This window comes from Chitinophaga sp. 22308 (assembly GCF_052045305.1).
GTDB lineage: Bacteria > Bacteroidota > Bacteroidia > Chitinophagales > Chitinophagaceae > Chitinophaga > Chitinophaga varians_A.
Genome location: NZ_JBQEOP010000003.1, coordinates 836,223 through 850,282, shown reverse-complemented (window position 1 = coordinate 850,282; position 14,060 = coordinate 836,223). Strand labels below are relative to the sequence as shown.

Below are 14,060 nucleotides of genomic sequence, written 5' to 3'. Positions count from 1 at the left end.
GATTCCCCGGATTTATAACTGTTAAAGTTTATTGCTCGTAGCGATAGAAACCAAGCCCTGTTTTACGGCCCAGCCTACCGTCCTGCACCCGTTGTTCCTGTAGCGCATTAGGCTTGAAGCGGGGCGCCTGTTGAAAGGCGTCGTACAGCGACCGGGTGACGGCCAGGTTGATATCATTACCGATGAGGTCCATCAGGGCAAAAGGTCCCATCCGGAAGCCGGCGTTTTCCAGCAGCTGATCAATGGTGCTGAAATCAGCCACCTGTTGTTCGGCCAGCAACATAGCTTCCAGGTAGTAATGCCGCGCCACACGATTCACAATAAAACCAGGGGCGTCTTTTACGTTTACCGGCACTTTACCCATGGACTTTGCCAGCTCATAAACACGGCTGGCCGTTTCAGGTGATGTTTGTTCACCGCTCACGACCTCCACCAGTTTCATCAGATGGGCAGGATTAAAGAAATGCATGCCGGCTACCCGCTGAGGATGGGGAAGCGTGGCCGCCAGAGCGGAAACAGACAGGGAAGAGGTATTGGAAGCAAAAATGGTGTCTTCCCGGTTGATGGGCGCCAGTTGGCTGAACAGGGCTGTTTTAGCAGCCATGTCCTCTACAATGGCCTCGATGATCACATCTGCTACGCAGCGATGTATGTCGCTGGTAAAAGTAAGCCTTTCCAGGGCCGCATCCTTTTCCCCGGCTTTAAGGCGGCCTTTTTCCACCGCTGTGGAGAGGCTTTTGGTGATCTGTGCCTGTGCTCTTTCCAGCCCTTCAGGGCGGATGTCAAACAGGACCGTCTTGTAACCACTGGAAGCCGCTACCTGGGCTATGCCGGCTCCCATGGTGCCAGCGCCGCATACAGCAATAGAGTGTATCATCTTGATGTGGGAATTTTTGATTTACGATTTTTTGATTTGAAGGCGGCCTGACTACCTAAAATCAACAATAAATCATTTGTCGGGGGCTGTTTTTGACTTACGATTTTTTGATGCAGGCTGCCTCGGCCGCCTACATCAAAAAATCGCCAAATATCTATACCGTTCCTTCAAATTGCTCCAGGAAGCGGGTATCGTTTTCAGAAAACAGGCGCAGGTCTTTGATCTGGTATTTCAGCATGGTGATACGTTCGATACCCATACCGAAAGCGAAACCGGTGTATTTCTCCGGATCAATGCCGCAATTGGCCAGTACTTTGGGATGCACCATGCCACAACCGAGGATTTCCACCCAGCCGGTATGTTTACATACGGAACATCCGGTGCCGCCACAGATAAAGCAGGAGATGTCCATCTCAGCACTGGGCTCTGTGAACGGAAAGTAGGAGGGACGGAAGCGGATACCGGTATTTTCACCGAAGAACTCCTTCACGAAGTGATAAAGGGTCTGTTTAAGATCGGCAAAAGAAACGTTCTCGTCGATGTACAGCCCTTCTACCTGATGGAAGAAGCAGTGCGCACGGGCGGAAATGGTTTCGTTGCGGTATACCCTTCCCGGGCTGATGATACGGATAGGCAGTTTGCCTTCTTCCATCACCCTTACCTGGGCGGAGGAAGTTTGGGTACGCAGCAGCCAGTCAGGATTTTTGCTGATAAAGAAAGTGTCCTGCATATCACGTGCAGGGTGGTTTTCCGGGAGATTCAGCGCAGTGAAGTTATGCCAGTCATCTTCAATTTCCGGGCCTTCTGCAATGGTGAAGCCCAGCCGTTCGAAGATGCGGATGATTTTGTTCCGCACCAGGCTGATAGGATGACGGGTGCCCAGGCGGTGAGGGGCCTCTGGCAGGGTATAGTCTACATCCTGATGGTTGTCGCCGGCAGCTTCCTTCAGCGCTGTAAACTCTTCATAGCGGGCTTCCGCCAGCTGCTTAAATTCGTTCAGGATCTGTCCAAATTCTTTCTTGCGATCGTTGGGGACCTGTTTCATTTCTCCGAAGAGGGCCTTCACAAGGCCTTTGGTGCCCAGAAATTTTATCCGGTACTGCTCCAGATCGGCCACATTGGCAGGCGTAAAAGCCGCTATTTCCTGTTTATAGGCTGCTATTTGCTGTACTAACTGTTCCATAAAGAACAAAGATAAGCGATAATGCTAAAATATCAGCTTATAACCAACCCCGCGGATATTAACGATCTGGACACGGCTGTCGTCCTTCAGGTAACGCCTCAATTTGGTGATAAAAACGTCCATACTGCGGGCATTGAAGAAATTATCATCGCCCCAGAGGTCCATCAGCACGGCCTTACGCTCCATCACCTCATTTTTGTTGTCGTACAGCCGGCGCAGGATCTCCGCTTCCCGGTGGGAGAGGAACTCGGTGACATTGTTACGGGCAAGGGTCTGCTTGGCATAGTTGAAGATATACTGGCCAATCACCACAGATCCCTCTTCCATCTCTTTTACGGCCGGATGGTCGCTGAACCGCTTCAGCAACGCCTTGATACGTACGATCAGCTCATCCATGCTGAACGGCTTCTTGAGATAGTCGTTGCCCCCCAGCTCAAATCCCTTGACCACGTCCGCCGTCTGGGATTTGGCCGTCAGGAAGATGATCGGCGTAAATTTATCCTGCTTCCTGATCTCTGCTGTGACCGTAAAGCCGTCCATATTCGGCATCATGATGTCCAATACCACCACATCGGGCCGCTCCTGCTGATACAGCCGCAGGCCCTCCTTACCATCTTCGGCATACAACATCTCAAATCCACGGGTTTCCAGACTGTCTTTCACAATCTGGCCCAGCTGCCATTCGTCTTCGATTAATAATACTTTTGCCATATCTTTTTTTTGATCCCAGGGCTGAAGCCCTGGGCTACATTTTGCGTTTATTGGAAACAGTTCATCCCATAAGATTAAAGCCATCAATAAAAAAATCAATAGCAAAGGCTTAATCTAATCGTAGCCCAGGGCTTCAGCCCTGGGACAAGGGAATGTTAATCGTAAATTCTGTTCCCTTGTCAGGCTCACTATGCACCCGGATAGTGCCGCCATGCATTTCCACGATCTTTTTTACGTAGCTCAGCCCCAGTCCAAACCCTTTCACGTTATGCAAATCGCCTGTAGGCACCCGGAAGAACTTGTCAAAAATGTTCTCCTGGTAAGCCCGTGGAATACCAATACCGTTATCCCTCACCTTGATCTTCAGCATGCCGTGTTCCTCGCTGCAGCTGATATACAACTGTACCTGCTCACCGGAATATTTGATGGCGTTGTCCACCAGGTTATTAATGGCATTGGACAGATGGGTTTTATCTACATAAACAGTGGGGCGGGTCAACTTGTTGTCATACCGCACCTGTAGCATCTTGGCAGCTTTCAGCTGATGGTTCGTCAGGATGTTGTCGATCACTTCGTTCAGGTCTGTTTCCTCTCTGAACAGCTCAAAGTCTTCTTTTTCTTCCGCAGCGATATGCAGCACTTTCTCGACGAGGTCAGACAACCGTTGCAGTTCATTCTTGGATATATCCAGGTAGGTCTGTGTTTTGCGCTGGTCATTCAACGCGTTGAAGTTCTGTAGGGCCTCTACCGCAGCAGACACTGTAGCGATTGGTGTTTTTAGTTCATGGGTCATGTTATTGATAAAGTCGTTCTTCACCTCTGACAGTTTTTTCTGTTTGAGGATGGTCCGGAGCATATATACAAAACACAACACGGTCAGCACCAGCAGTGCGACGGAGCTTATCAGTGTCCAGAGCATTTTCTGCAGGATAAACTGTAGCGGGGATTCAAAGCTGGCCTGTACAAAGAGGTTGCTGGCAGGGTTGAATGGTATCTTCGATGTTTGTCGCGGTTCTCTTTTCCGGATACTGTCGCGGAAGCTTTCCCTTTCAAAGCCACTGTAGCTCATATGGAAAGTATCCAGTTTGTACGGGGTGGCTATCTGGCGGTTATGAAGTTCAGCGCGGAAGATGGAGTCCAGTTTTTTGAGATTGGCGCTGTCGTTATGGTTATTGGCGATCAGGAATTCGGAGATCTGGCGGGCGAGCGTGTCTACATAAATGCGGGTGGTAACATCTCCTTTGATGCTGTCCGGCGGGGGCGGAGGCCCTGGTAGTCTGGCCCCGCGATGCCATCCGTGCTGGTCTCTCCGTATGATCACCATCCGGGCGCTGTCTTTGGACCTGTTATAATAACGATAGCTGCGCATGTCCGGGAACTGCCGGTGCACGTCGGAGAACTGTTTGTTAAATACCGCTGTCCGCAAGGCGTCATTGATTTCCTTGCTAAACTGTTCCTGCCGGATGCGATAGGAATTGTACACCCAATAGCCCTGGAAAAGAAAGATTCCCAGAATACAGCTGCACATGAGGATAAGGATGTTTCGGATTCTTTGCCGCATCAATCATATTTATATCGTTACAAAACTATCCATTCCGGCGCTAAAGGGGCGAAATCCTTAACAATAATTAACAGTAGATAAGCCTATTTAACGCTGGCAGATAATCTTTAACAGTAAATAACAGTAAATAAAGGTTTTTAACGCAAAAAGAGACGGGGAAGGAGGATTTTTGTTGATAAAATCAGCAACCATGAAAGGTATATCCCGGATCATTATGAGCGCAGCCCTGGTGCTGCCCTTTACACAGCCGCTGCTGGCGCAGCAGTCAGGCACTATTGTTTACGAGGTGACTGCTAAAACAGACCCCGAGCGGATGCGTGGGTTCCAGCGCGGTGGTGGCGACGGCGATGAAGCTCCCCAAATCCCTGATGTGATCACTTTTAAACAAACCCTTACTTTTAATAACGGTCATGCCAAACTGGCCACTGAAAGGCCCGATTTTGGCAACGGTGGCGGCGGCCGCGGTGGCTGGGGCGGCAGAGCCCGCAGAGACACCGCCAATGCTCAGACGCCCGGACAAGGGCAGGGGCCGGGGCAACGCAGAATGGGCCCGGGTATGGGCATGATGGGCCGGGGCAATACCCAATACTTTGACCTCGCCAATAAGAAGATACTTCACGTTTTCAGCACCTTCGGCGATGACCGCAAAACATACTATGCCGAAGAAGATTTTATCGTGGCCGCCGATGCCAAAGCCAGCGACAAAACAAGGAAAATAGCAGGTTATACCTGTAAGAAAGCCACCATCAAGTTAAAAGACGATACCTACACCGTATGGTACACCACCGAACTGCCATTCAGCTTCTCGCCAATCAACGGGCTGCTACCAGAAGCCAACGCCGTGGTACTGGTGGCCGAAGGCGGCAGACGTGCCTATAACGCTACCGGCGTAAGCCTCCAGGCCGTAACAGACACCGATCTCACCGTCCCCGCCGGTGCTGAAAAAATCAGCCAGGAGCAAATGAGAGATATCAGACAACAGGAGATGGAGAAATTACGTAAGCGGCAACCCCAAATGTAAAAATTCATCCTATCTTACCTTTTCTCGTGAAACTCCATTATGAAGAAAATTATACAGCTCTTGCTGGTACTGGGTTTGGGAGCAATATGCTCTCAGGCCCAGGCGCAGCAAGGAAAGATTAAAGGGCAGCTGACTGACCAAAGTACTAAAGAAGCCATGCCTGCGGCAACTGTCGTATTACTGCACGCTAAAGATTCTACGGTGGCCAGCACGGCCATCACAGACAACAAGGGGAATTTTGAGATCACCAATATCGTCAACGGCGACTACCGGCTTTATATCAGCTTCCTGGGATACAAGGCCATCAACAAACCCGTCAAAATCACGGACCAAACGCCATCACTCACACTGGGCACACTGGGCATGGAGCTGAAAGGCGTTAACCTCAACGCGGTGGAAATAAAAGACGAAAAGCCGCCGATCGTTGTCAAAAAAGATACGCTCGAATTTAATGCCGATGCCTTCAAAACCCGCGATAATGCCGTGGTGGAAGACCTGCTCAAAAAACTGCCGGGAGTGACCGTGGATAAAGACGGGGCCATTACCGCACAAGGCGAAACCGTCACTAAAGTATATGTGGACGGCAAACCCTTCTTCGGCACCGACCCTAAGATGGCCACCAAAAATCTCCCCGCAAACATCATCGACAAAGTACAGATCATCGATAAAAAATCCGATCAGGCCGAATTCACTAAGATCGATGATGGGCAAACAGAAAAAGCGATCAACATCACCATCAAAAAAGATAAAAAGAAAGGCCTGTTTGGCCGTGCTTCCGCAGGCTATGGCACAGACGACCGGTTTTCAACGGCGTTTAACCTTAACCGTTTCCGTGACAACCAGCAAATGAGCCTGGTCGGCGGCGGCAACAATATTAACAGTACCGGCTATACGATCCGTGACCAGATGAGCTTCAGTCCTGCCGGAGGCGGTGGTGGCGGAGGCCGTGGCAGAGGCGGCCGTGGTGGTGGCGGGGGAGGAGGCATGATCATCTCCCAGGGCGGCGGTGGCGGCAGCAACAGCAATCCCGGTATTACCCGCAACTGGAACGCAGGCCTCAACTTCAGCGAAGACTTCAATAAAAAAGTGCAGTTCAGCGGCAGCTACTTCTTTAACGATACCAAAAACAACCTGACGCAACAAACGTCCAGGCAGACTTTTGCCGGTAACAGCACCACCTTTTACAATGAAAACTCTTCTTCGCAGACAGATAACAGCAACAACCGCCTCGATGCCCGCGTAGAATACCAGATAGATTCTCTGCACTCCATCGTGTTTTCTCCTTCCTATTCCCTCACCAATGGAAACAGCTTCAGCTCCCGTGACTATCAGACGCTGAACAATAATAAGGATACCATCAACAAAGGCACCACCACCAACGATGGACATGGCAATAATCAAAATATCGGCGGATCGCTCCTGTTCAGAAAACGGTTTAAAACTCCAGGCCGCACACTCAGCCTCAACCTGTCGTACAACAACAGCATTAATGACCAGCAGAACTTCAATAAGTCCAGCGTGTATTATTTTGCCAACGACAGCCTCTCTACGTTTAACCAGAGCAACCAGATCAACACTATCAGTAAAAATGCCGGCGCCAATCTTACCTATACAGAGCCCCTGGGCCGCGATAAATACCTTGAGGCCAACTACGGCATCACCAACTACAAAAGCGATAGTAAAAAATATACTTACGACTACAATGAAAGCAAAGGCGTGTATGATCAGCTCAACGACTCGCTGAGCAACGCTTTTACCAACAATACCATCAATCAGCAGGCCGGACTTGCGTTCCGCACGTCTAAACTGAAATACGATTACTCTATCGGATTAAATGTATTGTTCAATAATCTTGACAACACCACCTATTCTTTCCGTACCAAAAGAGACAGCCTGATACATCAGAGCACCGTCAACTTTGCGCCTAACGCCACTTTTAACTACACGTTCGCCAAGAGCAAACGGTTACGCATAAACTACAATGGTAACACGACACAGCCAACCGTACAACAGCTGCAACCAGTACCAGACAACAGTAATGCGCTGTATGTACAGGAAGGTAATCCCAATCTGAAACCTTCTTACAACAATACCGTGCGTATTAGCTACAACCAGTTCAATAATACCACGTTCCGAGGCATGTTCACTTCTTTGAGAGGATCATTTGGCTCTAACAAGATTATCAACTCCACCAGGCTGGACACTGCTACCGGAAAGACTTTCAGCAAACCGGTAAACGTAAACGGCTACTATAGTGTCTCCGGTATGTTGCATAACTCTATCCCGCTGTCAAAAACACCGGGCCAGAACCTGAATACCGGTACCTCCATTGGGTACAGCCGTGATGTGAACATTACCCAGGGCGTCATGAACTATAAAAACACCCTGCAGCTATCACAGTCCGTGAATGTGAGCTACATGTACAAGGAGCTGTTTGACGCGTCGATGGGAGCCAGCGTGAATTATAACGCCACCTCCTATACGTTGCCGTCCACGCCCAATACGCAGTACTTTGACTATAACATCAACGCAGATGTGAACTTCAATCTGCCACTGGGTTTTATGATCGGTTCAGATGTGACCTGCGCGCTTAGCAGAGGCCGTACTGCTGGTTATAACCTTACCTCCACCATGTGGAACGCCAACGTGTCCAAGTATGTATTTGCCAAGAAACAGGGCATGATCAGGATACAGGGCTTCGACCTGCTAAGGCAGTACGTAAGCGTTTCCCGTGATGTAAGCGATAACTATATTGAAGACGTTCGTTCCAATGTGTTGCAACAATACTTTATGATCAGCTTTACCTATTTCCTGAATAAGTTTGGCGGTAATAACAAAGGAAACAATAACGGGGAGAGAGGTATGCGGATGATGATGGGGCCCCGTAGCGGACAAGGAGGCTTCAGAAATAACCAGTTCTAATTTTTTTGATTTTCGATTTTTTGATTTGGTATTAAAATAAATAACCTCAATATCCAAATCAAAAAATCGAAAATCTGAAGATTACTTCATGGCGACGGTCCTTCTGCCCGCCCATATGCGTTTTACAACCCATGCCACGGTGAACGTGGGAATAAAGTCTGTTCCGGGGAACAGCTCTTCCAGAAAGTTAAAGGCACTACCAAAAGTACCAATGGGGCCGCCAAACATGCGGTAGAAGATAATTGCTGAAATCGGGGCCCAGATCAGGTCACTGACATCGCCTAAAACCGGTACGGCGTAACTGGCACAGCCAATCAGGTCCATCAGAATACAGAGCCATAAACTTGGGGTATACTTTTTTTCCATTTTCAACCTCCGCTTTTCAATACATAAACAAAATGCTTACCAAAATAACTTGTTAATATAAAGGTAAGATTTTCAGGGTGTTTATATTGAACAAGCAGTCTGACATCCTGTCGGGGCCGCTCCTGCCGCGGAGTTGCAGCAAGTGTTGCAAATACGCTTATTTTCATTTAAATTGATGCCACTTAAAGCACACTGAAATTATGCACGAGGAAAATTCCCGCCGCGACATGATCAAAAAAGTAGCGACTATGGCACTGGCATCTACCGCATTATCTTCCCTTTCAGAAAGGGTGGCGGCCCACGACAAAGCCGTTGGAGAGCCTTTGAAAGGCAAAATCAACCACTCTGTATGTGCGTGGTGTTATGATATTCCGCTGGCCGATCTTTGCGTGGCAGCCAAAAAAATCGGTATCCCGTCGATTGACCTGGTAGACCCGAAGGATTTTGCCATCCTGAAAAAACATGACATGATCTCCGCCATGGTGGCCAGCAACGGTCCGGAGTGGGGCATCACCCGCGGGTTTAACAACCCGGCCCATCACGATAAACTGGAAACCTATTTCCGGCATTATATCGATGAAACGGCCAAAGCAGGCTTCTCCAATCTCATCTGTTTTTCCGGCAACCGTAACGGCCTTAGCGATGAACAGGGAATCGAAAACTGCACCAAAGGGCTGCAACGCATTATCGGTTACGCAGAAAAGAAAAAAGTAACCCTGGTGATGGAACTGCTGAACAGCAAGGTAGACCACCATGATTATCAATGCGATCATACTGCCTGGGGTGTGGCACTCTGCAAATCAGTGGGTTCTGAGAACTTCAAACTGCTGTATGATATCTACCACATGCAGATCATGGAAGGTGATGTGATCCGCAACATCCGTGATCATCATCAATACATTGCTCACTATCATACCGGCGGCGTTCCCGGACGTCACGAAATCGATGAAACACAGGAACTGTATTATCCCGCCATCATGAAAGCCATCTATGAAACAGGCTTTAAAGGACATGTGGCGCAGGAGTTCATTCCTTCCCACCCGGATAAACTGGCCTCTCTGAATAATGCCGTTCATATTTGCGATATCGCATAATATTTTGTAATTCAGCCATTTGGCTATTTTTTGTTTGATACAGCACCTACAAATACTTCAAATAAAAAATAGCCAAATGTCCAAATCACAAAATGTTGTCCTACTTTTGCGCCCAATTAGTCCACCAAACAAGTAGGGTATTAATGAAACAATACTACAAAAAGCCACTGGCCTGGCTATTACGCGAGTCCGGAGAGGAGGGGAGCCAGGGCCTGAAACGTACATTGAGCGGTTTTCAGCTGGTCATGCTGGGCCTTGGTGTCATTATCGGCGCCGGCCTCTTTTCCCTGACAGGCCTGGCAGCAGGTAACAACGCCGGTCCGGCGGTCACGCTCTCCTTTGTGGTAGCTGCCATCGGCTGTGCTTTTGCAGGCTTGTGTTATGCAGAATTTGCCGCCATGATCCCTATTGCAGGCAGCGCCTATACGTATGCCTATACCACTATGGGAGAGCTGTTTGCCTGGATCATCGGCTGGGACCTTGTGCTGGAATTCTCCGTGGGCGCGGCTACTGTGTCTATCAGCTGGTCCAACTACCTGGTGGAGTTTCTCTCCGGCTATGGTATTTATCTTCCGCCACGGCTGGTCCATTCTCCGTTTGAAACAATAACACTCCCGGGGGGAGAGGTGGTACACGGACTGTTTAACCTTCCCGCTGCGCTGGTAGTGGTCCTGATGTCCTACATACTCATGCGCGGCACCAAAGGCTCCGCTATCTGGAATGCGGTGGTAGTATCCCTGAAAGTAGGTGTTGTATTGGTTTTTATTGCCCTTGGATGGAAATATATACAGCCGTCCAACCTGGTGCCCTATATTCCCAAAAACACGGGTGAATTAGGCCATTTTGGATGGTCCGGCATCCTGCGGGGAGCAGGTGTGGTCTTCTTTGTTTTCCTGGGCTTTGATATCGTCAGCACGGCAGCACAGGAAACGAAAAACCCGAAACGCAACATGCCTATCGGTATCCTCGGTTCACTCGCCATCTGTACGGTATTGTTCATCCTGTTCTCACATGTCATGACCGGCCTGGCGCCATATACCGAATTTAAGAACAGTGGCGCCCCGGTGGCCATCGCCATCTCGCATACGCCTTTTAAATGGCTGGGGCAACTGGTGGTGCTGGCTATCATCATCGGTTATACGTCCGTGATCATGGTAGATCTTTGGGGGCAGTCACGCGTGTTTTACGCGATGTCAAAAGACGGGCTGTTACCTAAAATTTTCTCAGACATACATCCCCGTTTCCGCACACCGTGGAAGTCCAATATCCTGTTTTGCGCATTTATCAGCTTATTTGCCGCGCTGGTGCCCATCAAGGTGGTAGGGGAAATGACCAGCATCGGTACGCTGCTGGCATTCGTGATCGTATGCGCCGGCGTATGGATACTGCGTTACACCATGCCGGACGCTCCTCGGCCGTTCAAAACGCCATGGGTGCCTTTTGTGCCTATCATGGGCATCCTCACCTGCGTAGGCATGATGATATTCCTCCCGCTGGACACCTGGTTAAGGCTTATTATCTGGATGGCAATAGGAATGGTGATTTATTACTTCTATGGCAGGAAACACAGCAAGGTAAGGCGGGAGCTGAATGCCGGTCAATAATGTTTCCAGTCCTGCCGTAACACGCCCATCACTACCATGTCCACAAACTGGCCATGCAGCTTGGCGTTGTGACGCAGAATACCTTCGCGGGCGAATCCCAGCTTAATAGGGATTTGCCCGCTTCGTTCGTTCTGTAAAACAAACTTTATTTCAATCTTATTCAGTCGCAATTTTTTGAACGCATAGGAGATCAGCGCACGGCAGGCCGCGGTGGCGATACCTTTGCCCTGAAATGCCTCTCCGACCCAATAACCAATCTCCGCTTTCTGTACCTGGTGGTCCCATCCGTGCAGGTCCATCACACCGCATAAATGATGCTGGTACCAGATTCCCAGCGCTATCGCTTCCTGTTCTTCCGCTTTCCGCTGCATCATCTGAATAAACCGGGCACTGTGCTCTTCATGGGTATTGTAATCCACCCACGGCAGGAACTTGCGCAGGCTCTTCCTGGAGGCATCCAGCTGTTTATATACCAGTGGGGCGTCCTGCATGGTGAGTTGCCGCAGGTGTATATCTTGATTGACAGGTATATCTAACATAACCGGAATTAAAGTGGGGGATAAACCTACGAATAAAATTATGAATTGCGAATTTATTGATTATGAACTATTCATAAAACAAAAAGGCAGATCAATATTGATCTGCCGTTCACCTATCACACTTAAAATTGTCATTATCCAAAATCATTAGTTGTTGGCCAACAGGTTTCTCTTCGTCATGTCCTTCACTACCTGCTGTGCATATAATACCGCCATTCTTGCTGTGGAAGGCGGGTCAAAAGATTGTGATTGTACAGAGTACAGTAACTGGCCGCTTTTCAAGTCGTACAGATTACCTTCCCACTGATACCTGGTACTATAGGTGACATAGCCCGGTGAATAATAAGTATTGTACCAACGGGAGTAGTAAGGCCAGAAGCCCCAATAACCATAAGGAGCATAGGCATAACCCGGAGTATAACTTCTTTGTCTTCCCTTATCCACCATCACAATGGTCAGGACCTGGTTTACATCACTGCCCTGCAGCTTTCTGATAGCTTGTTTTTCACCCATTTTGATAAACTCGTCGGGACCGAATTCCTGTAAGGAAGAAACAGCGTTATACCCTTTACGTTTCAGTTCCGATGCGGTGAAATTTTCCATCTGGCTTCTCAGGGCACGGTCCTTTTGAGGAACCAGCGCCATCACCATTATTTTCTGATCTTTTTGTAACTGTTGCGCGTTGTTGGCTCGCCAGGAAGAAGTAACTTTCGTACTGCACGCAGCCAAAGCCATTATCACTAATCCTGACAATATTAAACCCAGCTTTTTCATGGTTCCCTCCTTGTTTTTGTGTTATAACTGTTAGACGTGGCAGGAAGGAAAATGTAACAGGCACAAGATAGTTTTAACATTCCTATAACGGTGATGGCTATGAACACTGTTGATTAGCTCGATTTCGGGAAAGATTAAAACGGATTAAGACTAAAAAAAATGACCAAAAAGGAAATCCTTTCTGGTCATTCAATTTCATGGCCTCAAGGGCCCACATATCGTAGCCCAGGGATTCAGCCCTGGGATTCCTGATTAATAGTTGATTATCTGTTCTTCGATTGCAGCAGGCAACTCACGGAATTCGTACAGCTGGGTACGCAGCTGCGGCTCGAAACCAGCTTCACGGATAGCATCCTGCATGGTGCGGTAGGTGAAGCGGTGGGGAGCACCGGCAGCGCTTACCACGTTTTCTTCAATCATAATAGACCCGAAATCGTTGGCTCCTGCGTGCAGGCACAGTTGCGCCACTTGTTTGCCGACAGTAAGCCAGGAAGCCTGGATATTCTTGATATTTGGCAGCATGATACGGCTCATGGCGATCATGCGGATATATTCTTCGGCGGTGGTCATATTGTGTACCCCGCGGATCTTCGCCAGCAGCGTGTCCACATCCTGGAAGGTCCAGGGGATGAAAGCGGTGAAACCATAGTGCCCTTCCGGCTTCTCGCTTTGCACCTGACGGATGTCCACCAGGTGTTCGAAGCGCTCCATTACTGTTTCCACGTGGCCAAACATCATGGTAGCGGAAGATGCGATGTTCAGTTTATGTGCAGCCCGCATAACGTCCAGCCATTCCTGCGCGCCACATTTGCCTTTGGAGATGAGCCTGCGTACACGGTCGTTGAGAATTTCAGCACCGGCGCCGGGAAGGCTGTCCATGCCAGCTTCTTTTAATGCGCGCAACACTTCAATATGCGTGCTCTTTTCCAGTTTGGTGATATGCGCCACTTCCGGGGGGCCCAGTGTATGCAGACGGAGAGTAGGGTACAACTTCTTCAACTCCCTGAACAGGTTAGTATAGAAGCTCAGTCCCAGTTCAGGGTGATGCCCACCCTGCAGCAGGAGCTGGTCCCCACCGTATTTCAGGGTCTCGTCTATCTTGCGTTTATATTCCTCAATATCGGTAATATAGGCTTCGGCGTGACCGGGAATGCGGTAAAAGTTGCAAAACTTACAGTTGGCCGTGCACACGTTGGTCGTGTTCACATTTCTGTCTATCTGCCAGGTCACCTTTCCATGCGGCACCTGTTGCTTACGTAACTCGTTGGCAATGTGCATCAGTTCTGCCAGCGGTGCATTTTCAAACAAGTACACCCCTTCTTCTGCTGTCAGAAATTCAAACTGCTGTGCCTTTTGATATAAATCCTGAAGTACCATATGCTATTTTCTATTCACTGAATAACCCGAC

The 14,060-nt window shown here is 49.0% G+C and carries 12 protein-coding genes; 4 read left to right on the top strand and 8 right to left on the bottom strand.

The genetic code is table 11. The features are described from left to right. Window positions 1–28: 28 nt before the first annotated feature. The 4 genes from ACTJJS_RS15275 to ACTJJS_RS15260 all read right to left on the bottom strand — a co-directional run bounded on the left by ACTJJS_RS15275 (window position 29) and on the right by ACTJJS_RS15260 (window position 4,299). Window positions 29–877: a 3-hydroxyacyl-CoA dehydrogenase family protein gene (locus ACTJJS_RS15275; protein WP_440664339.1), complete on the bottom strand. Its 849-nt coding sequence runs from the start codon at window positions 875–877 to the stop codon at window positions 29–31. 154 nt (window positions 878–1,031) lie between these two features. Further along, window positions 1,032–2,060, bottom strand: a complete 1,029-nt coding sequence (gene pheS, locus ACTJJS_RS15270; protein ID WP_440664338.1) for a phenylalanine--tRNA ligase subunit alpha — start codon at window positions 2,058–2,060, stop codon at window positions 1,032–1,034. Window positions 2,061–2,084: 24 nt separating this feature from the next. Further along, window positions 2,085–2,771 (bottom strand): response regulator transcription factor, encoded by a 687-nt coding sequence (locus ACTJJS_RS15265; RefSeq protein WP_168870822.1) that lies wholly within the window; start codon window positions 2,769–2,771, stop codon window positions 2,085–2,087. Between the two features lie 133 nt (window positions 2,772–2,904). After that, on the bottom strand, window positions 2,905–4,299 hold the full coding sequence (locus ACTJJS_RS15260) for a sensor histidine kinase (RefSeq protein WP_343744599.1): 1,395 nt from the start codon (window positions 4,297–4,299) through the stop codon (window positions 2,905–2,907). Window positions 4,300–4,522: 223 nt separating this feature from the next. Between ACTJJS_RS15260 and ACTJJS_RS15255 the strand changes: the two genes are divergently transcribed. Both ACTJJS_RS15255 and ACTJJS_RS15250 read left to right on the top strand, forming a co-directional pair. After that, complete coding sequence (locus tag ACTJJS_RS15255) at window positions 4,523–5,353, top strand: hypothetical protein (protein ID WP_440664337.1); 831 nt, start codon at window positions 4,523–4,525, stop codon at window positions 5,351–5,353. A 39-nt stretch (window positions 5,354–5,392) separates the two neighbouring features. Continuing rightward, the gene (locus ACTJJS_RS15250) at window positions 5,393–8,275 is read left to right on the top strand and encodes an outer membrane beta-barrel protein (protein ID WP_440664336.1); all 2,883 of its coding nucleotides are present in this window, start codon (window positions 5,393–5,395) and stop codon (window positions 8,273–8,275) included. A gap of 81 nt (window positions 8,276–8,356) precedes the next feature. Here the strand turns inward: ACTJJS_RS15250 and ACTJJS_RS15245 are convergent, their stop codons facing one another. Further along, window positions 8,357–8,641, bottom strand: a complete 285-nt coding sequence (locus ACTJJS_RS15245) for a hypothetical protein (protein WP_188088633.1) — start codon at window positions 8,639–8,641, stop codon at window positions 8,357–8,359. Window positions 8,642–8,841: 200 nt separating this feature from the next. On the opposite strand from ACTJJS_RS15245, the gene ACTJJS_RS15240 reads away from it, so the two are divergent. Continuing rightward, window positions 8,842–9,735: a hydroxypyruvate isomerase family protein gene (locus ACTJJS_RS15240; RefSeq protein WP_440664335.1), complete on the top strand. Its 894-nt coding sequence runs from the start codon at window positions 8,842–8,844 to the stop codon at window positions 9,733–9,735. 143 nt (window positions 9,736–9,878) lie between these two features. Beyond that, window positions 9,879–11,339: an amino acid permease gene (locus ACTJJS_RS15235; RefSeq protein ID WP_343744603.1), complete on the top strand. Its 1,461-nt coding sequence runs from the start codon at window positions 9,879–9,881 to the stop codon at window positions 11,337–11,339. Here the strand turns inward: ACTJJS_RS15235 and ACTJJS_RS15230 are convergent. The 3 genes from ACTJJS_RS15230 to mqnC form a co-directional block, all read right to left on the bottom strand. Next, entirely contained in the window at window positions 11,333–11,878 is a 546-nt protein-coding gene (locus tag ACTJJS_RS15230; RefSeq protein WP_440664334.1) for a GNAT family N-acetyltransferase, read from the bottom strand. The genes ACTJJS_RS15235 and ACTJJS_RS15230 overlap by 7 nt on opposite strands. A gap of 147 nt (window positions 11,879–12,025) precedes the next feature. Next, window positions 12,026–12,652 (bottom strand): hypothetical protein, encoded by a 627-nt coding sequence (locus ACTJJS_RS15225; RefSeq protein ID WP_168870830.1) that lies wholly within the window; start codon window positions 12,650–12,652, stop codon window positions 12,026–12,028. A gap of 252 nt (window positions 12,653–12,904) precedes the next feature. Further along, window positions 12,905–14,029: a cyclic dehypoxanthinyl futalosine synthase gene (gene mqnC, locus ACTJJS_RS15220; protein ID WP_168870831.1), complete on the bottom strand. Its 1,125-nt coding sequence runs from the start codon at window positions 14,027–14,029 to the stop codon at window positions 12,905–12,907. Window positions 14,030–14,060: the final 31 nt, after the last annotated feature.